This window comes from Synechococcus sp. W4D4 (assembly GCF_047716805.1).
GTDB lineage: Bacteria > Cyanobacteriota > Cyanobacteriia > PCC-6307 > Cyanobiaceae > Vulcanococcus.
The window spans coordinates 1,055,258-1,078,211 of sequence record NZ_CP180404.1 but is presented as its reverse complement, the minus strand read 5'-3'; the positions used below and the strand labels follow the sequence as shown (position 1 = coordinate 1,078,211).

Genomic DNA, 22,954 nt, shown 5'->3' with positions numbered 1-22,954 from the left:
GTTGCCTGCAGGAACTGCATGAGGGTTGGCAACGCGAACTTGAGGTCATTAGGCGTCAGTCCTGGTCACGCTTGCTGCAACGCACCCAGTGGACGGTCGCCGCGGGTGTTGTTGTAACTCCAGTCCCCAGCTTGGATCTCTTGGTCTTGGCTGCTGCCAATGGCTTGATGCTCCAGGAGATGGCCCGGCTTTGGAATTGCCCTTGGTCTCTGGAGCAATTGCAGGCTGGGGCTGCTCAGTTGGGAAAGGCGGCCTTGGCCTTGGGGGTCGTGGAATGGAGTTCCCAGGCTTTGGCTTCGGTGGTGAAGTGGCATGGCCCGACCTGGTTGTTGGGCGGTGCCATGCAAGCCCTCAGTGCGGCCTACCTCACTCGGGTTGTGGGCCGTGCAATGGCTGACTACATGGCTTTGGCCGTGGGCGTTCCTGAAGAGGAGTTGGAGAGCTTGTTGCAGCGTCAAGCTCCGCTGCTGGTTGCCCGCGCGGCCGAAGAGGAAAAACTCGACTGGAGCGCTTTTGTGGCGTCAGCACAGCAGTGGTTGAAACAACAACCCGCATCGGCATAACCACCGGAGCCCCCTCGAAGCCGTTGCTATGCATAACTTCATGAAGACTTCATGAATTTCTTTGTAAACATCTTGGTTCTTTTTTGAATTTAATTTTTGCTCTAGGAAATGGTTTCTGGGTCCCTCTAGTTTTTGCAGGCTGCAGTCGCAGCATTCGTACTCATTTGGCTCAATTGAGCCTTTTCTTATGACCACTGCTCTTCGGAAGAGCGGCTCCAGTTCTTGGACGCAATTTTGTGAGTGGGTCACCAGCACCGACAACCGCATTTATGTGGGTTGGTTCGGTGTGCTGATGATTCCCTGCCTACTGGCCGCCACCATCTGCTTCATTGTTGCTTTTGTCGCCGCTCCTACGGTTGACATTGACGGCATCCGTGAGCCTGTTGCCGGCTCCCTGATCTACGGCAACAACATCATCTCTGGCGCTGTCATCCCCAGCAGCAACGCCATTGGTCTGCACTTCTACCCCATCTGGGAAGCTGCCAGTCTCGACGAGTGGCTGTACAACGGCGGTCCCTATCAGTTGGTGGTTTTCCACTTCCTGATTGGCATCTCTTGCTACATGGGCCGTCAGTGGGAGCTCTCCTACCGCCTCGGCATGCGCCCCTGGATCTGCGTGGCCTACAGCGCCCCGCTGTCTGCTGCCTTTGCAGTGTTCCTGGTGTATCCCTTCGGTCAGGGTTCCTTCTCGGATGGCATGCCCCTGGGCATCTCTGGCACCTTCAATTTCATGCTGGTGTTCCAGGCTGAGCACAACATCCTGATGCACCCCTTCCACATGCTTGGTGTGGCTGGTGTCTTCGGTGGTTCCCTGTTCTCCGCCATGCACGGCTCCCTGGTGACCTCCTCCCTGGTGCGTGAAACCACCGAGAGCGAGTCCCAGAACTACGGCTACAAGTTCGGCCAAGAGGAAGAGACCTACAACATCGTCGCTGCCCACGGTTACTTCGGTCGCCTGATTTTCCAATACGCCTCCTTCAACAACAGCCGCAGCCTCCACTTCTTCCTGGGTGCTTGGCCTGTTGTCGGGATCTGGTTTACATCCATGGGCGTGAGCACCATGGCGTTCAACCTGAACGGCTTCAACTTCAACCAGTCGATCCTGGATTCCCAGGGTCGTGTGCTGAACACCTGGGCTGACGTGCTCAACCGCGCCAACCTCGGTATGGAAGTGATGCACGAGCGCAACGCTCACAACTTCCCTCTCGACCTGGCTGCGTCCGAGACCACTCCTGTGGCTCTGAGCGCTCCCATCATCGGCTGAGGACCAGCCCGCATCACCCCTGAGTTCAGGCTCAGGCCCAAGAGCTCTCGCTTCGGCGGGGGCTCTTTTGTTTGGTCTCAGGGTTTGATTGGACTTTGATGGGGTCTGCACGTGCTCTTGGCCCTCGTTGTCTTCCGCCTCCGCTCTGCCGCCATGGCCAGCGTTGCCATCCCTTCGCTTGGCGGTTGTTGGGCATGTCGAATGGGTGCAGTTCCTGGCGGTGGATCAACTGCCTCGTCCGGGAGCGATTGGTCACGCACTCCAGACCTTGGAGGAACCTGCCGGCGGTGGAGCCGTCGTCGCCGTCCAGATGGCGCGTTTGCTCAAGCAGCCCGTCCAGTTCTTCACAGCTCTGGGCCGCGATGCGGTGGGAGAGGCCGCCGTCCAGCGCCTTGAGCAATTGGGCCTTGAGCTCCATGTCGCCTGGAGGGATGCGCCAACCCGGCGGGGCCTGAGTTTCGTTGACCGTGAGGGAGATCGGGCAATCACCGTGATTGGAGAGCGTTTGAGTCCCTCTCTTGATGACGCGCTGCCTTGGGAGGACCTGGCTCGCTGCGACGGCCTTTTTGTGACGGCGGCTGATCCCCCTCTGCTGAGGGCGTGCCGCGGCGCCAAAGTTCTGGCGGCAACCCCGCGGGTTCGTCTTCCGGTGCTTCAGCAGGCCGCGGTGCCACTGGATGCCCTGATTGGCAGTGGACTGGATCCCGGCGAGTTGGTGGACCCGGATCAACTCAATCCAGCGCCTCAGGCCTTGATCCGCACTGAAGGAGCCTCAGGTGGCATCAGTTCTCCGGGCGGGCGTTACCTCGCAGCTCCGCTTCCAGGCCCCATGGTGGAGAGCTATGGCTGTGGTGACAGTTTTGCGGCAGGGTTGGTAACAGGTATGGCCGCGCAGTGGTCCTTGGCGGATGCCATCAGGCTCGGCGCCCAGTGTGGCGCGGTCTGTGCCACTCGATTTGGGCCCTATGGCTAGTCCAATCGGTCGTTTTGCTTTGCGTCTGCTCAGGGTGACGGCGAGCACCGCCTCCATCATTGAGCTGCTGCGTTCGGATTGGGCTGGGGGCGTCTCGGCGGGGCTGGCTTGGTTTTTGTTTGTGCAGTTGGAGCGCCGTCTTCAGGCTGGCTCTACAGATACGTCTGACGAGCCACGGAGCTGACTGACCCCCACCCCCGCAGGCGCGCAGAGATAGGTCCCATCGCCAACCCGCTCCATTTGCCCATCCAGGGCATGGACGGCCCCGGCGACAAAGTCAAGGATCCGCTGGGCTTCGCTCGGCTCCATCCCCTCGAGCTGCAGGACGACGCATTGCCGCTCTCGGACCGCGTCGACGGCATCACTGGCCTGCTCGAACTGCTGACAGCGCAGCACCGTGACCTGCGGCAGCCAGATCCCAAATGGTGTCTGCATGGACCGCTCGTGCAGCGTTGTCTGTGTTCTGCCCCATGCAGGGGCGTCTGTCCAGGGCAGCGCGGGCTCAGGGGGCGATTGTTGAAACGTGCGTGGATCGATCGATCCACCCACCAATGGACTCCTGGCCTGCGATCATCGAACCACCTTTGCCGAGGAGCCGAGCTTGCAAGCGCTGGACCACCAGGTACTGCCGGCCTTCTTGCTCACCCTCGGAGCGGGCCTTTCAACGGGTATTGGCAGTTGGCTTGGTGTGCTGAGCCGGCGCTTCAGCCCTGGATTGCTGACCACGGCCTTGAGCTTCTCGGCCGGGGTCATGATTTTTGTCTCCTTTGTTGAGATCTTCCCCAAGGCACGGCAGTCCCTAACGCCAGCCCTGGGCTCCAGTACCGCTTACTTGGTCACGGTTCTGGCCTTTTTTGCCGGGATGCTGGCCCTGGCCCTGATCGATCGACTGCTCCCCTCCCATGAACTGGCGATCTTGCCCTTGAGGGAGGGCTCTGATGCCTCCGCTCTGATGCGCACAGGGTTGTTTTCAGCCCTTGCCATCGCCATCCACAACTTTCCTGAGGGCTTGGCCACTTTTGTGGCGGCACTCTCCGAGCCCCGTCTCGGCATTGGCATCGCCATTGCCATTGCCATCCATAACATCCCTGAGGGACTGGCGGTTTCAGCCCCCGTCTATTACGCCACGGGCAGCCGCAGCAAGGCGTTTTGGATTTCCTGTGCCTCGGGCTTGGCCGAACCCCTCGGGGCGCTCATCGGCTATGTCTTCCTGCGTTCGTTCCTGAACGATGTGGTTCTCGGCTTGGTCTTCGCCAGCGTCGGCGGAATCATGGTCTACATCTGCTTTGACGAACTGCTTCCGGCTGCCCAGCGCACCGGCGCCAAGCACCACCTGATGATGGCCGGTGTAACGGCAGGGATGCTGGTGATGAGCATCAGTCTGGTGCTGCTCAGCTGAAGCGCTCGATGGTTGCAGCTTCCGATCAGCGCTGGAATTGGTGGCCGCTGTTGCCGCTTTATCCCTACGGGCGCAAGCGCACCTTGGTGCGTGAGTTGATCCCAGAGCAGCTCTGGAGCTTTGAGCAACTGCAGGGTGTGTTCTATGTGGCCGTCCCCATTCGGATGACGGTGGTCCGGGTGCGGGGGGGCTTGATGCTTTACGCCCCCGTGGCGCCAACCCAGGAGGTGCGTGCAGCTCTGCAGGCGTTAGAGGCGCGATTTGGACCGGTCCAATCCATCGTTTTGCCGACGGCTTCAGGCTTGGAGCACAAACTGCCTGTCCCCCCAATGGCCAGGGCCTTCCCTCAGGCGGAGGTCTGGATCACGCCAGGTCAATGGAGCTTTCCGGTCAATCTGCCGCCCGCCTGGCTGGGATTCCCTCGGGGACGGACCCGGGTGCTTCAGGAGGACGGCTATCCCCATGGCGATGAGCTGAGCTGGTCGTCCCTTGGACCGCTCGATTTGGGGCTGGGACGCTTTCAGGAATTCGCTTGTTTACATCAGGCCAGTGGCTCGCTGCTCCTGACTGATGCGCTGGTGGCGATCAACTCGACACCCCCGGCAATCTTTGACCTTGACCCCACACCTCTGCTGTTTCACGCCCGCGACAGTGGCGATCAACCGCTCAAGGACACCCCAGAACTGCGTCAAAAGGGGTGGGAGCGCCTGGCACTGTTCGCCTCGTTTCTGCGGCCGGAGGCCCTTGAGGTCCCCCCCCTGGCGCAGCTCTTGGCCAAGGCCTTTCGGCCAGGCTGTCGTTCAGCCCGGAGTTACTTCGGGTTCTTCCCCTTCCAATGGCGCTCGAGTTCCCGTGAAGCCTTTGAGGCTCTGACCCAGCAGGGCAGCCCCCTCCTGGTTGCGCCGGTTCTGGAGCGCCTGGTTTTCCCCCGGGCGCGTCCGGTCGTGGTCCGCTGGCTTCGGGAGTTGTCTCAACTGCCCCAGGTGCGTTGGCTGGTGCCAGCCCATTACGACGCCCCAGTTCCCTGCTCCAACCAGCAACTGGCCCAGTTGGCTGATGCCTTCGAGCAACGGCAGTGGGCACCGAGCCAAGGCAATTGGGATTACCTGGCGTCGATCGATCAGTTGCTGGTGCGCACAGGCGTTGTTCCCAGCGAAGAATCGCCCTGAAGGCTGGATCTAGAGCCTGAGTTCGCCGGGGTCGGCATCAGCAGCGTCGTCGTCAAACAAGGTCGCTTCCAACTCCATGCGCTGCTCCATCTGGCGCAGGAAGTACCCGGTCATCATCGCGGAGGCCAATAAGCCCGCCAGGTGATCGCGACTGGCGGTGATTTTGACGTCGAACTGCTCGCCGGGGATCATCCCCAGCAGGCCTTGGACGTTGTGCCGAATGATGTCTTGGATGTCGCCACTGGCGGAACGAGCGACGCGTTGCAACACGTCCGGAGACTGTTCCTGCAGGTACTGGATCAGGGAGTTGCCACTGATCGGTTCGCTGTCGCTGGTCAGGAACTCCGGGTTGAACATTCCGGCGTGCTCCACGTCAGGTTTGCACCCTACCCCAGCTGATTGTCCGGCTCTGGGGCGGGGAACCGAATGAAGCCGGCGCGGTTGAGGGGCCAGTAACGGAGCACGGCGGTGCCGATCAAATCCTGCTCGGGTAGCGGTCCCCAGACATGGGAATCAAGGCTGGCGTTTCGGTTGTCCCCCAGCACCAAGAGCTGGTGATCGGGGACTGTCACCGGGCCAAAGTCGTAGTCGATCGCCTCGCTTCTCCAGGGTTCAGGCACCGGCTCTCCGTTCCGCAGCAGGTTGCCCCCACGGATTTCGATCACATCGCCGGGTTGTCCAATGACTCGCTTGATCAGGGCTGCGGTTGGGTCGTAGCCCGCATCCACGAGTTGTTGGGGAGCATGGAAGACGACCACGCTTCCGGTTGGAATGCCAGAACCGAGCTTGGGCCTGATTTTCTCCACAAGAATTCTGTCCTGCAGTTGCAGGGTGGGCAGCATCGAGCCCGAGGGAATCCAACGCGGTTCAATCACGGCCCAGCGCAGCACCAGGGCTAAGCCCAACCAGACGAGGATTGACCTCCAGCCCTTTGCCGCAGAGCCGGGTGCTTGAGGCGGTGTCTCCATCGGTTGAGCCTGGACCGGCATGATCGCCACATCCTGATCAATGGCCCGGCTCGGTGCCTCTTCCCTCTCCCCACCCCTGCAGTGCCGAGGCGAATCTTCAGGCCGCACTGGAGCTGTTACTGGAGCTCAAACGCCAGGGCCTGAGCCGTCTGGTGCTTTGCCCTGGAAGCCGTTCAGCTCCATTGGCCTTGGCCGCTGGCTTGCTCGCGGAGCAGGGATTGGATTTGTTCTGCGGAGTGGATGAGCGCTCTGCGGCGTTTCTGGCCTTGGGCCTGAGTCGGGGCGATGGACGGCCGACAGCCCTGGTCACCACCTCGGGAACAGCGGTGGCCAACCTGCTGCCAGCTGTGGTGGAGGCTGATTTTGGGGCCATACCGCTGCTGGTGTTGAGCGCCGATCGCCCCCATCGTTTGAAGGGCTGTGGTGCCAATCAGACGGTCAATCAGGAGACCTTTCTGTCCACCTCCTGCCGGCGTTTTCTTCAGGGTGATCCCTCCGGCTTAGCGGCCATGGAGAGAGCGGCGCTGCGGGGACTCGCTCAGGAGGCCTGGTCAGCAGCACTGGTTCCCCCCTGGGGCCCCGTCCACTGCAACCTGCCCTTTGAGGAACCCCTGCATGCCTCGGGGGAGAGTCTCATCCGGTTGCAATCGGAGTTGCGATCGCTGGTTCTTGAGGAGGTCAGTGGCCATGGCTTCATCCCTGAGCCAGAGGCCCCTCCACCCTTGGATCTTGATCGTCCAGGCGTGGTGGTGGCCGGTCCCTGGCGCGGTAGCGCGGAAGCCCTCCCGGGCTTTGCCACTGCCTTGACACGTCTGCAAGAGCGCACCGGCTGGCCGGTGTTCGCGGACGTGCTCTCGGGGTTGCGGGGTTGGCCGGGGTTGAAGTGCATCCACAGCTATGACCTCCTGCTGGCGGACGGTCACCGCCTACCCGCGTCACCCCAGCTGCTGCGCCTGGGCCCAGTGCCAGCCAGTCGCCGGCTCCAGGGCTGGATCCAGCAGTGCGCTGGGCCTCAGCTGTTGCTGACGGAGCAGGACCCCCGCAACCTCGATGCCTTGGGCAGCGCCACGGAGCGCTGGTCCGGTGGCTTGGAATCCTGGTGGCATCAGCTGCCTGAGGCCAGGCGGCAAGGGCACCCCTCAGGCGATAACCAGCGCTGGAGCACCCGTTGGCTCGCCGCCGAGCAGCAGGTTCAGCAGCGGCTAGATGAGGAGCTCGATGGCTTTGACCCCTCCGAGCCTGCGTTGGCGCGATGCCTCAGCCGTCTGGTCCCGGCCCATTGGGGCCTGATGTTGGCCAGCAGTAGCCCCGTTCGGGATTGGGAAAGTTTCTCGGCCCCTGATGCTCCCTGCCGCCAGACCTATGGCTTCCGCGGAGCTTCTGGCATTGATGGAACGCTATCCATGGCGGCTGGTTTGGCCTGCAGCACTGGCCCCCTGCTGCTCGTCAGCGGCGATTTGGCCCTCCTGCACGATGCCAATGGATGGCTATGGCACCAGCAGCTTCGCGAGCGTGCTGCTCGCTTGACGGTCGTGATGGTGGATAACGGCGGCGGCGGCATTTTTGAGCAGTTGCCGATCCGTCCGGCCTTGGATTTCGAGCGCCTGTTCGCCATGCCGCAAGCCTTGGACCCTCGGCGCTGGGCCGAGGGCTACGGCATTCCTTCGCGAGGCGTCGCGAGCCTGGCGGCATTGCCAGAGGCTTTGGCTTGGGCGCAGGAGCAAACCCTGAGCCTGCTTGTGCTGCGGACCGACCGCCAGGTGGATGCCCAGTTGCGTCAGGCCTTGCGCCGCACAATGGTCCAACTCGCCACCAGCTGATGTCAGCCGCTGCGGTCGCCGTGCAGTGGATCCCCCAGGGCTCCTATGAGGACATCCTGTTTGATCTGAGCGACGAGGGCATCGCTCGGATTCAGATCAACCGTCCCCAGAAGCGCAATGCGTTTCGTCCCAAAACCGTCAGCGAACTGTTTGATGCGTTCTCACGGGTGCGAGACAACCCGAAGGTGGGCGTGGTCCTCTTCGGCGGCGTGGGTCCAGCCCCCGATGGCGGCTACGCCTTCTGTGCCGGGGGCGATCAGAGCGTCCGCGGGAACGGTGGCTATGTGGGGGATGACGGCCTGCCGCGACTGAATGTCCTCGATCTCCAGCGCCTGATCCGCAGCCTGCCCAAGGTGGTCATCGCTCTGGTGGCGGGTTACGCCATTGGTGGTGGTCAGGTCTTGCACCTGCTCTGTGATCTCAGCCTGGCGGCGGACAACGCACGGTTTGGGCAGACGGGACCCCGCGTGGGCAGCTTTGATGGCGGGTTTGGCGCGGGCTACCTCGCTCGGGTCGTCGGCCAACGCAAGGCCCGCGAAATCTGGTTCCTCTGCCGCCAGTACGGCGCCAAAGAGGCCCTGGACATGGGATTGGTGAACGCAGTGGTTCCCCTCGATCAGTTGGAAGCGGAGGGGGTGCGCTGGGCGCGCGAGGTGATGCAACACAGCCCCACCGCAATCCGTTGCCTGAAGGCGGCTTTCAATGCTGAGACCGATGGTCTGGCCGGCATCCAGGAATTGGCCGGTCAAGCCACCCATCTTTTCTATCGAACGGAGGAGGGGCAGGAGGGCAGAAATGCGTTCCTGGAGAAGCGTTCTCCTGATTTCTCCGGCTCCGACTGGCTGCCGTAGCACAACACCAGTCTTGTAGCTAGTCCTAGGTGAGACTGCTGCTTGACCCGTGACCTTCTCCCGCCCGACTGGCTTCGCCCTTTTGGCGCCCCTCGCTTTGGCCCTGCTTCCGCAGGTGGCTGAGGCGCGGCAACCCGATCCCATTCCCCCTCCAGCGCCAGTCATCAGCGACACGGTGGCTCTCTCGCGTATCCCCGTTGAGCTCAAGAGCCAGCAGGGTCTGCATCTGGTGTTGGACCGCCAGACCCGTCAGCTGATGGTCATGAAGGATGGCCGAATGCTGCATCGCTACCCCGCCGCCGTCGGCACCGATGGTTGGGAAACACCCGCCGGTACCCATCGCGTTCTCGAAAAGGTGGCCAAGCCGGTTTGGCAGCATCCGGGCAATGGAAACAAGGTGGGTCAAGGACCGAAGAATCCGCTGGGGTCCCGCTGGATTGGCTTCCATCGCAACTGCACCCCAAAGGAAAATGCTTGGGATGGTGAGCGCTATCTCAGCGTGAACGGCTGCACCGTGGCGGGCTTCCATGGCACCCCCCATCGCTGGACGGTCGGTCGCGCTGTCTCCCACGGCTGCGTGCGCCTCTACGAGGAAAACGTTCAGGAAGTGTTTGAGCTCGTCGAAGTCGGCACCTTGGTGACGGTTCTTCCCTAGGGACTGCCCGTAAAGTTGCGCCCACTTGCGATCCCATCGCCATGCGGGTGCTCTTTGCTGCGGCTGAATGTGCACCGATGGTCAAGGTGGGAGGCATGGGGGACGTCGTCGGCTCACTGCCCCCGGCCTTGGCCCCGCTTGGTCATGACGTTCGTCTGATCATGCCCGGCTACGGCCGGTTGTGGAGCCTGCTGCAGATCCCAGCTGATCCCGTCTGGCGGGGGCACACGATGGGCACCGACTTTGCGGTGTTCGAAACCCGCCACCCCAGCAATGGTTTGCCCTTGTATCTGGTGGGGCACCCCGTCTTCGATCCTGAGCGGATCTACGGCGGGGAAGACGAGGACTGGCGTTTCACGTTTTTCGCCAGCGCTGTTTCCGAGTTTGCGTGGCACCACTGGAAGCCCGACATCCTGCACTGCCACGACTGGCACACCGGGATGATTCCGGTTTGGATGCACCAGGACCCCGAGATCAGCACGGTCTTCACCATCCACAACCTGAAGTACCAGGGTCCCTGGCGCTGGAAGCTGGACCGGATGACCTGGTGCCCCTGGTACATGCAGGGTGATCACACCATGGCGGCGGCCTTGCTCTACGCCGATCGGGTCAATGCGGTCTCACCCACCTATGCCCAAGAGATCCGGACACCCGAGTACGGCGAGAATCTCGATGGCCTGTTGAATTTTGTCAGCGGCAAGCTGCGCGGCATCCTCAACGGCATCGATCAAGACGCCTGGAATCCGGCTACCGATTCCACCCTTCCCGCCAATTTTTCCGCGGATGATCTCTCGGGCCGCGCTGCTTGCAAGCGGGCTTTGCAGGAGCGCATGGGGCTGGCGGTGAATCCGGACAGCTACCTGATGGGTGTTGTGAGCCGTTTGGTCGACCAGAAGGGCATTGACCTATTGCTTCAAGTGGCCGACCGGGTCTTGGCCTACTCCGACAGTCAGATCGTGGTGCTTGGAACTGGGGATCGTCACCTGGAGGCGGGCCTATGGCAGATGGCGTCCCGCTACCCAGGTCGCTTTGCGGTCTTTCTGACCTATGACGATGCGCTCTCGCGCTTGATCTACGCCGGTAGCGATTCGTTCTTGATGCCGAGCCGCTTTGAGCCATGCGGCATCAGTCAGCTCCTGGCGATGCGCTACGGCTCCATTCCGGTGGTGCGCCGCGTTGGTGGTCTGGTCGATACGGTCCCGCCCCATGACCCCAATGACCACTCCGGCACTGGCTTTGGCTTCGACCGCTACGAGCCCCTCGACTTCTACACCTCGATCGTTCGCTCCTGGGAGGCGTACCGCCATCGCCAGAGTTGGACGGAGCTGCAGCGGCGGGCGATGCAGGCCAACTTCAGTTGGGATCGCTCCGCCCTGGAGTACGACCGGATGTACAAGGAGGTCAAAGGCGTGAAGGAGCCCACTCCCGATGCCCAGGCTGTCGAGCAGTTCTCCCTGGGACAACAGGCTGATCCCAGCCGGCATGGAGAGGATCAAGGTTCTGAAGCCGTGCCGAATACGGGCTTGCGGAATCCCCTCTCGCTGCTGCGCCGGCGGAACGCACGCTGAGCGCACCGCCGCCTACTGAACGGCGCAGCAATCTGCCAGCGCCCTACCGGAATCCTTGGGTCTCCCTGGCGGAGGACCTTCGCGCTGTCCGTGCTGACCTCCTCCTGCGTGCTCAGGAGCTTTGGAGGCGCAATCGCCAGGGAACCCTGCCGGCACCGGCCTGGTGGCCGGCTGATCTGGCTCCCTTGTTTTGGCCCGGTCTAGGTCTGCTGCTGGTCGCTCTTGCCATCGGTTCAACAACCTTGTTGCTGAACCGATGGCCCATCGCCCCGAATGCCGTGGAGGCACCGGCTCCTTCGTCGGTGATTCAAGAAGAGCTCGTGCCGCAGCAGGCCCCCAAGGCGTTCAGCGAACCGATGGCGGCCCAAGAGGCTCCACTGCCGCCATCTCCGCTCGAGGAGGCGTTGATGGCGCCGATCCAGGAGCCGCCAGCCGATCTTGAGCCTGAAGGCCTGGAGGGCCCGTATGCCCCGGATCCCTTGGTTGAGCTCGTGCAGCGACCCGAGGCCGATGGCCTCTTGGTGCAGGCGGAGGGTGTGGCCGATCAATCCCTGCTGATCCTGCAGGTGCGGCGGGCATTCCCCGCCTTGAGCCAGCAGGAGCAGCAGCGTCGTGCGGAGCTCTGGCAGCAATGGGCGCTGCAGTTGGGGTACGACCACTTGGAGCTGCGCGATTCCCGCTCTGGCCTCATCGCCAGAGATGCCCTGGTGGGTGAAGGCATGATCGTCCTCGCTGAATCTCCGTCCACCTGAGCCGATGCAGCTTGGCGCTCTGATAGCCCGTTGGGGTGCACCCCAGGGTGCCCCACAGGAGTGGGAACCCGGGTCTGCTGAGGTCGAGATTTGCACCGATAGCCGGCAGCTCTGCGCCGGACAGCTGTTCATTCCCCTGGTGGGTGAGCGCTTTGATGGCCATGCGTTCTTGCCCCAGGCGGCGGCCATCGGTGCGCTGGCCGCCGTTGTTCAACGCGACAGGAAGGATCTTGTTCCCAAGGGACTTCTCCATTGGCTCGTCGATGACACCTTGGAGGCCTACCAGCAGTTGGCGTTGCTGCACCGCCAGATGTTGCGTTGCCCTGTGGTGGCCGTGACCGGCTCGGCGGGCAAGACCACCACGCGAGAACTGATTCGCTCCGCACTGATGCCCCTGGGGCCTGTGCAAGCCAGCCGGGGCAATGAAAACAACGACATCGGCGTTCCGCTCACCTTGCTGAACGCGGGCGAGCAACACCGGGCGGTCGTCGTGGAGATGGGGATGCGGGGTCTTGGCGAGATTGAACGCCTGAGTCACGCTGCTGCCCCGGACGTGGCGGTGGTGACCAATATCGGGACCGCGCACATTGGTCGCTTGGGCAGCCGCGAGGCGATTGCCCAGGCCAAGTTGGAAATCACGGCAGCCCTGCGACAGGACGGACTGCTCGTGGTGCCTGCCGGCGATCCCCTCCTAGAGGTAGCCCTCGCGCGGGTCTGGTCCGGCCGGGTCGCTCGGGTGGCCTTGGCGGATGACGATGGCGCCAGGGATGCCGATTGGATCGGTGATTGGGAGGAAGCTGCGGGGGTGATCAGCGTCAATGGATCACGCATCCACCTGCCGCTGGACGGGCGCCATAACGCCCGCAATCTGCTCTTGGCCTTGGCCGTTGCCGCTGAATTGGGGGTGCCCACGGCCGCCCTGACGGAGATGGCCGTGGATGTGCCCGGAGGACGCAACCGCCGCCAGAAGATTGGTGGTCTGACCTTGTTGGATGAGACCTACAACGCCTCCCCAGAAGCCGTCTTGGCGGCCTTGGATCTCCTGGCAGGGCAGCCCGGCCGCCGTTTTGCGGTCCTCGGAACCATGCTTGAACTGGGGGACCAGAGTGTGGCCCTGCATCGCCAAGTGGCAGCGCGGGCAGCGGCCTTGGGCCTCGATGGCTTAGTGATCGTGGCAAGCGGAGCTGAAGCTGAGGCCATGGCCCAGGCGGCCACGGCCCTTCCCCGGTTAGCGGTGGTCGAGGAACCTGACCTCGCTGCTGGCCCGCTGCAGCAGTGGCTCTCGAGCGGTGATGTGCTGCTCCTTAAGGCGAGTCGCGGTGTTGCACTCGAGCGTCTGATTCCTCTGCTGCCCCAGGTTTGAGCCAGGCTGCTGCGTTCCTGCCCGCCTAGGACCAGTTCTCCTTCACCAGTTGCTTGGCTCGGCCCAAGGCCAAGGCACCAGCGGGAACATCTTTGGTCAAGGTGGAGCCGGCTCCCACCGTGACATTGGCCCCCAGGGTGATCGGCGCGACAAGCACCGAGTTGGCCCCGGTCTTGCTACCAGCGCCAATGACGGTCTGGTGTTTGTTGACCCCGTCGTAGTTCGCGGTGATGGTCCCTGCACCCACATTCACGTTTTCCCCCAGCTGGGCATCCCCGATGTAGCTGAGGTGATTGACCTTGCTTCCTGCGGCGATTTGGCTCTTTTTGACTTCGACGAAGTTGCCGATTCGGCAGTCCCGGGCCAGTTCGCTCCCGGGTCTGAGCTGGGCGTAGGGGCCAATCGAGCAGCGATCAGCGACGACTGCATCACGCAGGACTGAATAGAGCACTTCGACCTCTTCGCCAACGCTGGCGTTCTCGAGGAAGCTCCCGGGACCAATGCGGCAGCCCCGGCCGATGGTCGTGGTTCCGCGGAAATGGCACTGCGGTTCGACGACGACATCGCGATCGAAACGGGTGCCATCGCTGAGGGTGCAGCTGTCTGGATCGACAAAGGTCACGCCTTCGGCCATCCAATGGCGACGAAGGCGCTGCTGAATCACCGCTTCGCACTGGGCCAGCTGATAGCGGTCGTTGATGCCATTGATCTCATCGGCATCGGCGACCTCGATGTGCATGGCGGGGCTGAGCATCGCCACGGTGTCCGTCAGGTACAGCTCCCCCTGGTCGTTATCCGTGCTGAGTTGAGGCAAGACCGCGGCCAGCTTCTTCCAGTTGAAGCAGTAGATCCCGGCGTTGGTGAGGTTGTTCGCCCTCTGCTCGTCCGTGCAATCGCGGTGCTCAACGATGGCTGAGACCTGGCCACTGGCATCGGCGAAGACCCGTCCGTAGCCGGTTGGATCGTCCAGCCTTGCGGTCAACAAAGTCACGGAAGCCTGGGAACTGCGGTGCTGTTCAAGCAGTGCCGTGATCGTCTCTTCCCGCAGCAGGGGCACATCACCATTGAGGACCAGAAGATCCCCGTCAAAATCCGCTAAGGGCGCCAGCAGCTGCTGGACGGCATGGCCGGTGCCGTTCTGGGGCTGCTGCAGGACAAACTCCAGCCCGGCGTGCTGGCTCAGGGATTGCTCGACGCGCTCGGCCTGGTGCCCGACAATCAGAATCTGGCGCTGCGGCTTCAGGGCACGGCAGCTGCCGAGTACACGCTCCACCAGGGTGGCTCCCGCGAGGGGCTGGAGCACCTTGGGCAGGTCGCTTTTCATGCGGGTGCCCTTTCCGGCAGCCAACACGGCAACGGCGAGCATCGGCAAGGGCAGGTAGCTGAGCGGGAATCTACTGGTGGTTGCCCGTCAGTCCCCAGCGCCGGCGCCAGGCACTGGTGCCCTCGACCTTGCCCTCTTGCATGGCCCGGGCCTGGGCCTGTTGCCGCCGTTGAAGGATCGTCTTGCGGTCCAGGCTGAAGCCGGGGTCGCGGTAGGGCTCTGCCGCGTTTGTGAGCAAATGCTCCTCCTCCATCACCGTCAGTGGGCGCAGGCGCGGACCGGGAGCGACGGGGGATGGGCTTGCGGCCGTGCCGCCGCTCCAATCCTGTTTGTGCTGTTGCAGACCGCAGGGGGCCTCGATCGCCGCCAGTTCCAGGCCGGCGAGCCGCAAGGCTTGCCTTATGGCTGCGGCACTGCAGTAGGTCAGCAGTTTGCCCTCGGGCCGCAAGAGGGCCCCCAGTGCACCGAGAAATTCAACGCTCCAGAGCTGAGGACAGCGACTGGGTGAGAAGGCATCCATCAGCACCAGATCGAACTGCCCCTTCAGCTGTTCAACAAGCGGTTGGACCCTCTCCCTGGCGTCTCCCCAAAGCATGCCTTCGCCGCTGCAGAGCTCTTGGAGGCACGCCACCGTGCCGGGTTGCCATTGGGCGCAGAAGGCAGGGCTCGCGAGGGCTTGAGCCAAGGGCTCTTGGTCGAGCTCGAGTCCCCACCACTGCAGTGTGAGCTGCTGGCTGCCGCAGGCCTCTAGGAGGGCCGCCGTGTTGCAGCCCGTTCCAAGGCAAACATCGAGAACCCGCAGGCTGCTGCCTGGGGGAAAGCGCTCGAGCCCAGCAGGCTCGACAAACTTTTCACGCGCTTCGGTAAGGGCCCCGCGGCTGCTGTGGAAGGCTTCGCCGAACTCCGGACTGAACAGGCTGAAGCTGCCGTCGCCGGTGCTGCGGGCTTCAAGCTTGAAGCCGTTCGAGGTCATTCCAGAAGCCGGGGTAAGACACAGCCGCCGCTTCTGGGCGCTGGATCGTGGTCGCACTGGACGCGATCTGCGCTGCCACGGCCAGGCTCATGGCGACGCGGTGATCGGTTTCGCTGTCGACTTCAGCGCCGTGCAACTGGACACCACCTTGGATGGTCATTCCGTCGGGGAACTCTTCGATTTGTGCCCCCATGGCCCCGAGTTGACGGGCCATCACCGCCAGGCGATCGGTTTCCTTCACCCGGAGTTCCTCGGCTCCCGTCACCCGGCTGCGTCCCTCGGCGCAGCAGGCGGCGACCGCCAGCACGGGGATCTCATCCACCAGCCGGGGAATGAGATCGCTGCCGATGGTGAAGGCCTTCAAGGGACCGTGGACCACACGCAGATCACCCACGGGCTCACCAGCCACATCCCGGGCATTGAGGACCTCAATGCGGGCCCCCATTTGCTCGAGCACATCGAGAATCCCCGTGCGGCTTGGGTTGAGACCGACGTTCTCGATGGTGAGGTCAGAGCCTGGGGTGATCGCTCCAGCGACTAACCAGAAGGCTGCCGAACTGATATCTCCAGGGACAACGACGTCCTGGCCTTTGAGCCTCGCGCCCGGAATCACGGTGACCTCGGTTTGCCCGGCTCCCCCCACCGTGAGTTCTGCGCCAAAGGCGCGCAGCATCCGTTCGCTGTGGTCCCTGCTCTGGACCGGCTCGATCACCGTGGTCGGCCCGTCAGCCGTCAAGGCCGCCAGCAGGATGGCGCTCTTCACTTGGGCGGAAGCGACCGGGGTCCGAATCGTTGCCCCCTTGAGTTGACAGCCCTCGATTGCCAGTGGGGCCAAGTTCCCGCCTGCGCGTCCATGGATGGTGGCGCCCATTTCCGCGAGGGGGCCACCCACCCGCTTCATCGGCCTGCGCCGCAGGGAGTCGTCACCGGTCACAACGAAGTGGCGTCCGCAGCGCCCCGCCAGCAGGCCAAGCATGAGGCGCATGGTCGTGCCGGAATTGCCGCAATCCAGCACGCTCTCGGGTTCTCGGAAACCGTCGAGTCCGACGCCTTCGACGACGACGGTCTTCCCGGCTTCGATTGCCGAGACTTCGACCCCCATCGCCCGCAAACAGGCGGCGGTGCTCAAGGGATCCTCAGCTGGAAGCAGTCCCTCGATTCGGGTCGTCCCCTCGGCGATGGCTCCAAAGAGCAGAGCGCGATGGGAGATCGACTTGTCCCCAGGGACCCGAACGTGGCCCTTGAGGCTGCGGCCGGTAGTGGTGCCCAGGGCGAGCGACATGGAGAACGACTTGGTTTCAGCGAGCGTAGGAAGTGATTGAAATTCAGCTCTTCTCGCCAAACTGAGACCACCCACCCAAACGGGTTCATGGCTGAGCAACTTCCGTCTCTCTTTGGCTTTCTCGCTCTGATCCAGGACAACCCGGAGCTTCGTGCACGCCTGAATGAGGTCTGCACTGCCGATGAAGTGGCGGCGATCGCGACGGAGATGGGTCACCCCTTTGAGGCGGCCACGTTGTTGGGTGTCTTCGAGCGCTGCAACGAGGCTTCGGTGGCTCGATCTGGGCTGATGGATGAGAAGTTGATCCGCGTCTATCTGCAACGGGACGCGCTGCTCTAACCGAGCATTAGCCCTCCCCCATTACTCAGGCACTCCTGCCAGCTCTGGAGGTCAAAGAGGAGCTCCTGGAGAGTTAGTTGCTTGAGCTCTCGATCCAGGGCGGCCTGAAGCCGTCGTCCCATGCTGTTGAGCACCTGCTGTTCAGCTCGGCTGCTCTCCCCGGGGGCGTTCAGCGCCAGGGGCGCCCCGACCGCGTTGAGGACTTCGCTGACTGGTATGGATTCAGCTCGGCGGCTGAGGCGGTAGCCCCCCTGACGGCCTCGTTTGGCTTCCACGAGGTCGGCTCGCCGCAGTTGCAGGAGCAGTTGCTCGAGCGTCGGAGCCGGAAGCCCCTGGGCTTCTGCGATGTCATTGACCGAACACCAGCGTGGGCTGGCCATGGCGAGGTGCAGCAACGCCTGGAGTGCCTGTAGACCACTGCGCCGCAGCATGGCTTAGGTCGGCCGTTGCAGTCGCTCGAGAACCTGCTCGAGCACGTAGCCAAACAGGGCCGGGTCGGGATCCTGTTGACCGACATCGGCCAATCCCAGTTCATCCCAGCGCTCGTCCAAGCGGGCCTCCAGGTCGGCGGGCCGCTGTAGGGGCTCACCCCAGGGGTGGTTGCGCTCGGGTCCCATCTTCGTTGTGGCATCGATCGCGAGGCGCCCCCCCAGTCCCAGTTGCTCGCTTGCGAAATCGAGGGTGTCGAATGGCGTGTTCTCGAGGACGAAGAGATCCCGCTGCGGATCGACCAAGGAGCTGATCGCCCAGATCACCTGCCGAGGATCGCGAATATTGATCGATTGATCGACGACAACGACGAACTTGGTGTAGGTGAATTGGGGTAGAGCACTCCAGAAGGCCATGGCTGCTCTCTTGGCTTGGCCCGGATAGGCCTTATCGATGGCGATCACCGCCAGCTTGTAACTGAGGCCCTCCATGGGGAGGAAGAAGTCGACAATCTCAGGGATTTGCTGGCGCAGGATCGGCGTGTAGATCCGATTGAGGGCGATCGCCAACATGGCGTCCTCCTTGGGCGGACGCCCGCTGAAGGTGGTGAAGTAGGTCGGATTACGCCGTTGGGTGACGCATTGGATGCGCACCAGTGGTGACGGCTCAACACCTCCGTAAAAGCCCATGTGATCGCCAAAGGGGCCGTCGGGCAGTTCTTCCCCGGGGGTAATCGTTCCTTCCAGCACGATTTCGCTGTGGCTTGGAACCTCCAGGTCCACGGTTTTGCACTTCGCCAGACGCACCCCCTCACCGGCGTAGAGCCCAGCAAAGAGCCACTCGCTCAGTTGCACCGGAATCGGGGTGGCGGCAGCCATCACCAGCAGAGGGTGAACGCCGATGGCAATGGCAATCTCCAGCGGCTTGCCCAGGGCTGCGGCCTTGCGCAGGTGGCGCGCACCGCCCCGCACGCTCAGCCAGTGCACGGTCATCGTGTTGATGGACTGCTGCTGAAGCCGATAGACCCCGACGTTTGGGGTGCCGGTCTCCGGGTCCTTGGTGATGACCAGGCCGAGGGTGATGATGCGGCCGGCATCACCCGGCCAGGGCCGAAGCAGCGGCAGGCGATCGAGGTCAACGGCATCGCCCTGGAAAACCTCCTGTCTGCAAGGGGGCAACAGGTCGAGGTCGGGCTTGGCCTTCAGCACATCCAGCAAGACGGAGCCGAAACGGATGGCTTCCCGCGGACCTTTGGGGGGTTTGGGTTGCTGGAGCAGAGCCAGGCGCTCCCCAAGGGCCTCCAGCTCCTCGGGCCTCTCCATCCCCATCGACCAGAGGACCCGCTCCAGGGTCCCCAGCAAATTCACCGCTACCGGAATGCTCGAGCCTTTGACGTTCTCGAAGAGCAGGGCTGGGCCGCCACAGCCCAAGACCCGATCGGCAATCGCTGCAAGCTCGAGATCGGGGTCCACAGGAGCACTGATGCGGCGCAGTTGGCCCCGCGCTTCCAGTAGCTCCAGAAAGCCCCTGAGATCACGTTGGGATCCATTCGCGTTAGCCGCAGATCCCATGGCGCTCTCAACTTTTCAGCAGGTTCTGCCTACTGTGACGCACCCCCTTGAGCCACTGCGGTCGTGCAGATCTCCTATTTCCACACCTCGGAGAACGTTCCCAGCCTGCGCCCCGTGGCTGAGGGTGGTCCCGATGCGGCCGTGGTGATCGATGTCCTGCGGGCCACCACCACCATCGCCTGTGCACTGCAGAGCGGTGCCGAAGCGATCCAGGCCTTCGCGGACCTCGAGGCCCTCAACCAGGCGGCTGATGCCTGGGTGCCCGAGCGCTGCCTCCGGGCTGGGGAACGGGGCGGTCAGCGGGTCCAGGGCTATGACCTGGGGAATTCCCCTCTGGCGGTCACTCCAGAGGTGGTGGGCGGCAAGCGCATCTTCATCAGCACCACCAATGGAACCCGCTCGCTGGAGGCAGTCAAACCTGTGCCGCTGCTGGTCACGGCCTGCCTGCCTAATCGAACCGCCGTCGCTAAACGACTGATTGACCATGGGGTCGAGCGGGTTTGGGTCGTCGGCAGTGGCTGGGAGGGCGACTACTCCCTGGAGGACAGCCTGGCAGCCGGCGCCGTGATTTCTGCCGCGATGGAATTGGCCGTCTCTCCCCACGTCGGGGTGCGCTGTGCCAATGACGAAGCCCTGGCTGCCCTGGCCCTTTGGCAACAGTGGCGCCATGACACCGAAACGTGCTTGCGGGCGGCGAGCCACGGCCAACGTCTGATGGGTTTGGGGAACCACGACGCCGATTTCGCCTGCTGTGCAGCCGTCGACACCATGACCATGGTTCCCACCCAAACCAGCCCGGGCGTTCTGCAGGCCGCTTGATCCCATTGCGGCCACCCTTACAGTGGTCTCGGTGGCAAAACTCCAGCGTTGACAAGCTTTCTGGCTGCGGCAATCCAGCTCAATAGCAGCGCTGATCTAACCGCCAATTTCGCTGCCGCCGAAGAGCAGATTGAGCTGGCTGTTCGCCGTGGTGCCGAGTTGGTCGGCTTGCCGGAGAACTTCGCCTTCATGGGCGAGGACAGCCAGCGCCTTGAGCAGGCCGCGCTCATCGCAGAGCAGGCGCAGCGCTTTCTGATCACCATGGCTCGCCGCTATCAGGTGACCCTGATGGGCGGTGGTTATCCGGTTCCCGCTGGATCTGGACTGACCAGCAACCGGGCCGAGTTGGTGGCGAAGGACGGTCAAATCCTGGCGACCTACGACAAGATTCACCTTTTTGACGTCGATTTGCCTGACGGCAACACCTACCAGGAATCGGCGACCGTTCAACCCGGAAACGCCTTGCCTCCTGTGGTGGCGGTTCCCGGCCTCTGCCGCGTTGGCCTCTCCATTTGCTACGACGTTCGCTTCCCTGAGCTCTACCGGCACCTGGCTGCCGAGGGGGCTGATCTGTTGTTCATCCCCGCGGCCTTCACCGCCTTTACGGGCAAGGACCACTGGAATGTTCTGTTGCAGGCACGCGCCATCGAGAACACGGCCTACGTGGTTGCCCCGGCGCAGACAGGCCAGCACGGAGCGCGACGCCAGACCCACGGCCATTCCCTGGTGATCGATCCTTGGGGCACCGTTCTCTCGGATGCCGGCACCTCCGTGGGGCAGGCCGTGGCACCCATCGACGTCGGCCATCGCCAGCGGATTCAGGCTCAGATGCCAAGCCTTCAGCACCGCAAACCCGCTTTGTTTTAAGGCGAGATCTGTGTCGCCACAGACGCTGCATCGCCCAGTCAGACGCTTGTCTCGTCTGGGGTTAGCCCTGCTGCTTCCCTGCGTAACGCTCCTCTCGGCGCTTCCGGCCCGCGCCTGGAGTGCTCTGTCGGCCTGGGCCATCAGTCGCGACGGTGTTCTGGAGCTGAGGACCCCACCAGCCACCCGTCTTCAGGCTTTTTTTGAGGGGGGTAGCGGTGGTGTGGGCCCTCGGATCTGGGTGGACCTGCCCGGGGCGCCTCAACGCTCCAGAACCTTGGCGGGCAATGGTGCGATTCGAGAGGTTCGTATCGGTCGACCGACCGACAACGCCACGCGCTTGGTGATTGAGTTTGAGCCTGGCACCCGGCTGGATCCCCGTCAGATCAAGTTGGTTGGTACCGATGTCGATCGTTGGTCCATGGACTTTGGACCGAGTGTCCGCGGTCTTCGGGCCATCGGCGAAGGCAGTCTCGAACGCCCCCAAGGCCCCAGTTGGCGCGCCCTTCCGCCCCCTGCCCTGCAGCTGCCCCGCGGACCGATTCCCAAACTTGGGGACCTTCCATCGGTTCCCGCGGGTCGTTACACGGTGGTCCTCGACCCCGGCCATGGCGGCCCGGATCCTGGGGCGATCGGAATCAACAACCTGCGGGAGACGGACGTCGTTCTCGATGTGAGTCTCCAGGTGGCTCAGATCCTTCAGGCCAAGGGTGTTCGCGTCCTCTTAACCCGTTCCTCGGAAGTGGATGTGGACTTGCCTCCTCGGGTGGCGCTGGCCAATAACAACCGTGCGGACTTGTTTGTGAGCATCCACGCCAATGCCCTGAGCATGAATCGCCCAGACGTCAATGGTGTGGAGACCTTCTACTTCCAAGGAGGCCGCTCCTTGAGCTTGGCCCAATCGATTCAAAACCAGCTCTTGGCAGCTTCACCGGGAACGCCTGACCGGGGAGCGCGCTCCGGTCGCTTCTTTGTGATTCGCCGCACGGTGATGCCGGCGGCTTTGGTGGAGATGGGCTTTGTCACGGGGCAATTGGATGCACCCCGATTGGCCGATCCCGGTTTCCGCCGGCGGCTGGCTGTTGCTATCGCTATGGGCATCCTCAATTACCTGGTGGCTTACCCATGAGTGGGGCCCCCATCGGTCTGTTTGATTCCGGCGTTGGCGGTTTAAGCATCTGGCGTCAGGTGGTGCATGCTCTGCCAGCTGAGTCCTTGCTGTACGTGGCGGATCAGGCCCATGTTCCCTATGGCAACCGCTCGGCAACCGAGATTCAGGCCAACAGCTTGGCGATTGCTGACTATCTGGTTGCTGAAGGTTGCAAGGCGATTGTGGTGGCCTGCAACACCGCTTCAGCCGTGGCGTTGGAACCCCTGCGACAGCGCTTCCCCAAGCTGCCGATCTTGGGCTTAGAGCCGGCGGTGAAGCCTGCGGTTCAGCTGACCCGCTCCGGAGTGGTGGGAGTGATGGCCACGCCGGCAACTTTTCAAGGGCAGCTGTATCGCGCCACCGTCGGTCGCTATGCCACGGCCGTTCAGGTGGTGGAGCAGGTCTGCGTGGGTCTGGCGGAGCTGGTGGAGCAGGGCGACCTGGAGGGCTCCGACTGCGATGCCAGGTTGATGAGCTATCTCCAGCCGATGCTGGCTGCTGGTGCCGACACGATTGTTTTGGGCTGCACCCACTACCCCTTTGTGATCGAGTCCATCCGCCGTCTTGTGGGCCCGGCGATGGCGGTCCTGGACCCTGCTCCTGCCGTGGCACGTCATCTCGCGGATGTTTTGGAGAAGGCCGGTCTTTTGGCCTCTGGTCAACAGGGGGCCGTGGCGCAGCCCTCCCGGTACCGCTTTGCCACCACCGCTGATCCTTCGGCCTTCAATCGAGCCCTCGCGCGGCTGGTGGGCGTGAACAGCTCCTGTCAGGCGTTGATCTGGATGCCGCGTTCTGATGAATCCCGCTGTCTTGGCCCCGCTTAGGCAGCGGTCGGAGGTTGGCGCCTTCTAGGATCAG

24 protein-coding genes are annotated in these 22,954 nt (G+C 63.1%); 16 read left to right on the top strand and 8 right to left on the bottom strand.

Going from position 1 to position 22,954, the window contains the following annotated elements; all coding sequences use genetic code 11:
- Positions 1-47 precede the first annotated feature (47 nt).
- The 3 genes from ACLM42_RS05825 to ACLM42_RS05815 all read left to right on the top strand — a co-directional run bounded on the left by ACLM42_RS05825 (position 48) and on the right by ACLM42_RS05815 (position 2,800).
- A complete protein-coding gene (locus tag ACLM42_RS05825) occupies positions 48-563 on the top strand; it encodes a YcjF family protein (protein ID WP_371820730.1) in 516 nt (171 codons plus the stop codon).
- Positions 564-750: 187 nt separating this feature from the next.
- Entirely contained in the window at positions 751-1,827 is a 1,077-nt protein-coding gene (gene psbA / locus ACLM42_RS05820; protein WP_415400029.1) for a photosystem II q(b) protein, read from the top strand.
- Positions 1,828-1,954: 127 nt separating this feature from the next.
- The gene (locus ACLM42_RS05815; protein ID WP_415400028.1) at positions 1,955-2,800 is read left to right on the top strand and encodes a PfkB family carbohydrate kinase; all 846 of its coding nucleotides are present in this window, start codon (positions 1,955-1,957) and stop codon (positions 2,798-2,800) included.
- 141 nt (positions 2,801-2,941) lie between these two features.
- On the opposite strand, the gene ACLM42_RS05810 is transcribed toward ACLM42_RS05815, so the two are convergent.
- Positions 2,942-3,235, bottom strand: coding sequence for a cell division protein SepF (locus ACLM42_RS05810; protein ID WP_247910854.1), 294 nt, complete (start codon positions 3,233-3,235; stop codon positions 2,942-2,944).
- A gap of 88 nt (positions 3,236-3,323) precedes the next feature.
- Here ACLM42_RS05810 and zupT point away from each other — a divergent pair, with 88 nt between their 5' ends.
- Positions 3,324-4,199, top strand: a complete 876-nt coding sequence (gene zupT, locus ACLM42_RS05805; RefSeq protein WP_415400027.1) for a zinc transporter ZupT — start codon at positions 3,324-3,326, stop codon at positions 4,197-4,199.
- Between the two features lie 8 nt (positions 4,200-4,207).
- Entirely contained in the window at positions 4,208-5,368 is a 1,161-nt protein-coding gene (locus ACLM42_RS05800; protein WP_415400026.1) for a DUF4336 domain-containing protein, read from the top strand.
- Between the two features lie 9 nt (positions 5,369-5,377).
- On the opposite strand, the gene ACLM42_RS05795 is transcribed toward ACLM42_RS05800, so the two are convergent.
- Positions 5,378-5,725: a DUF760 domain-containing protein gene (locus ACLM42_RS05795; protein WP_247912083.1), complete on the bottom strand. Its 348-nt coding sequence runs from the start codon at positions 5,723-5,725 to the stop codon at positions 5,378-5,380.
- Positions 5,726-5,754: 29 nt separating this feature from the next.
- Entirely contained in the window at positions 5,755-6,336 is a 582-nt protein-coding gene (gene lepB, locus ACLM42_RS05790; RefSeq protein WP_415400025.1) for a signal peptidase I, read from the bottom strand.
- Positions 6,337-6,389: 53 nt separating this feature from the next.
- Here lepB and menD point away from each other — a divergent pair, with 53 nt between their 5' ends.
- The 6 genes from menD (at position 6,390) to ACLM42_RS05760 (ending at position 13,345) form a co-directional block, all read left to right on the top strand.
- Entirely contained in the window at positions 6,390-8,156 is a 1,767-nt protein-coding gene (gene menD / locus ACLM42_RS05785) for a 2-succinyl-5-enolpyruvyl-6-hydroxy-3-cyclohexene-1-carboxylic-acid synthase (RefSeq protein ID WP_415400024.1), read from the top strand.
- Positions 8,156-9,007: a 1,4-dihydroxy-2-naphthoyl-CoA synthase gene (menB, locus tag ACLM42_RS05780; RefSeq protein ID WP_415400023.1), complete on the top strand. Its 852-nt coding sequence runs from the start codon at positions 8,156-8,158 to the stop codon at positions 9,005-9,007. Before menD ends, menB begins: the two co-directional genes overlap by 1 nt.
- A 49-nt stretch (positions 9,008-9,056) precedes the next feature.
- On the top strand, positions 9,057-9,662 hold the full coding sequence (locus ACLM42_RS05775; RefSeq protein WP_415400022.1) for a L,D-transpeptidase: 606 nt from the start codon (positions 9,057-9,059) through the stop codon (positions 9,660-9,662).
- A gap of 41 nt (positions 9,663-9,703) precedes the next feature.
- Entirely contained in the window at positions 9,704-11,230 is a 1,527-nt protein-coding gene (glgA, locus tag ACLM42_RS05770) for a glycogen synthase GlgA (protein ID WP_415400021.1), read from the top strand.
- A 185-nt stretch (positions 11,231-11,415) separates the two neighbouring features.
- Positions 11,416-11,982: a hypothetical protein gene (locus ACLM42_RS05765; RefSeq protein ID WP_415400020.1), complete on the top strand. Its 567-nt coding sequence runs from the start codon at positions 11,416-11,418 to the stop codon at positions 11,980-11,982.
- 4 nt (positions 11,983-11,986) lie between these two features.
- Complete coding sequence (locus ACLM42_RS05760) at positions 11,987-13,345, top strand: UDP-N-acetylmuramoyl-tripeptide--D-alanyl-D-alanine ligase (RefSeq protein ID WP_415400019.1); 1,359 nt, start codon at positions 11,987-11,989, stop codon at positions 13,343-13,345.
- 25 nt (positions 13,346-13,370) lie between these two features.
- Here the strand turns inward: ACLM42_RS05760 and glmU are convergent, their stop codons facing one another.
- From glmU to aroA, 3 genes are read right to left on the bottom strand one after another with little or no spacing between them, the layout of a single operon-like run.
- Positions 13,371-14,711, bottom strand: coding sequence for a bifunctional UDP-N-acetylglucosamine diphosphorylase/glucosamine-1-phosphate N-acetyltransferase GlmU (gene glmU, locus ACLM42_RS05755; RefSeq protein ID WP_415400018.1), 1,341 nt, complete (start codon positions 14,709-14,711; stop codon positions 13,371-13,373).
- Between the two features lie 28 nt (positions 14,712-14,739).
- Positions 14,740-15,642: a tRNA (5-methylaminomethyl-2-thiouridine)(34)-methyltransferase MnmD gene (locus tag ACLM42_RS05750; protein WP_415400017.1), complete on the bottom strand. Its 903-nt coding sequence runs from the start codon at positions 15,640-15,642 to the stop codon at positions 14,740-14,742.
- A complete protein-coding gene (gene aroA, locus ACLM42_RS05745; RefSeq protein WP_415400016.1) occupies positions 15,617-16,924 on the bottom strand; it encodes a 3-phosphoshikimate 1-carboxyvinyltransferase in 1,308 nt (435 codons plus the stop codon). The genes ACLM42_RS05750 and aroA overlap by 26 nt, the downstream gene beginning before the upstream one ends.
- Before the next feature lie 87 nt (positions 16,925-17,011).
- On the opposite strand from aroA, the gene ACLM42_RS05740 reads away from it, so the two are divergent.
- On the top strand, positions 17,012-17,263 hold the full coding sequence (locus tag ACLM42_RS05740) for a Nif11-like leader peptide family natural product precursor (RefSeq protein ID WP_415400015.1): 252 nt from the start codon (positions 17,012-17,014) through the stop codon (positions 17,261-17,263).
- On the opposite strand, the gene ACLM42_RS05735 is transcribed toward ACLM42_RS05740, so the two are convergent.
- Together ACLM42_RS05735 and ACLM42_RS05730 are read right to left on the bottom strand one after the other, a co-directional pair.
- Positions 17,260-17,694: an Rrf2 family transcriptional regulator gene (locus tag ACLM42_RS05735; RefSeq protein WP_247910868.1), complete on the bottom strand. Its 435-nt coding sequence runs from the start codon at positions 17,692-17,694 to the stop codon at positions 17,260-17,262. The two genes, ACLM42_RS05740 and ACLM42_RS05735, sit on opposite strands and share 4 nt — an antisense overlap.
- 3 nt (positions 17,695-17,697) lie before the next feature.
- A complete protein-coding gene (locus ACLM42_RS05730) occupies positions 17,698-19,263 on the bottom strand; it encodes a UbiD family decarboxylase (protein ID WP_415400014.1) in 1,566 nt (521 codons plus the stop codon).
- A 63-nt stretch (positions 19,264-19,326) separates the two neighbouring features.
- Here ACLM42_RS05730 and ACLM42_RS05725 point away from each other — a divergent pair, with 63 nt between their 5' ends.
- Genes ACLM42_RS05725 through murI form a run of 4 tightly spaced genes read left to right on the top strand, consistent with a single transcriptional unit; the run spans position 19,327 to position 22,920 of the window.
- Positions 19,327-20,082: a 2-phosphosulfolactate phosphatase family protein gene (locus ACLM42_RS05725; protein ID WP_247910870.1), complete on the top strand. Its 756-nt coding sequence runs from the start codon at positions 19,327-19,329 to the stop codon at positions 20,080-20,082.
- A gap of 48 nt (positions 20,083-20,130) precedes the next feature.
- Complete coding sequence (locus ACLM42_RS05720) at positions 20,131-20,949, top strand: carbon-nitrogen hydrolase family protein (RefSeq protein WP_247910871.1); 819 nt, start codon at positions 20,131-20,133, stop codon at positions 20,947-20,949.
- Positions 20,950-20,995: 46 nt separating this feature from the next.
- Positions 20,996-22,075 carry an N-acetylmuramoyl-L-alanine amidase gene (locus ACLM42_RS05715; RefSeq protein WP_247910872.1) on the top strand — a complete coding sequence of 360 codons (1,080 nt, stop codon included), beginning with the start codon at positions 20,996-20,998 and terminating at the stop codon, positions 22,073-22,075.
- Complete coding sequence (gene murI, locus ACLM42_RS05710; protein ID WP_415400013.1) at positions 22,072-22,920, top strand: glutamate racemase; 849 nt, start codon at positions 22,072-22,074, stop codon at positions 22,918-22,920. Before ACLM42_RS05715 ends, murI begins: the two co-directional genes overlap by 4 nt.
- Positions 22,921-22,954 lie beyond the last annotated feature (34 nt).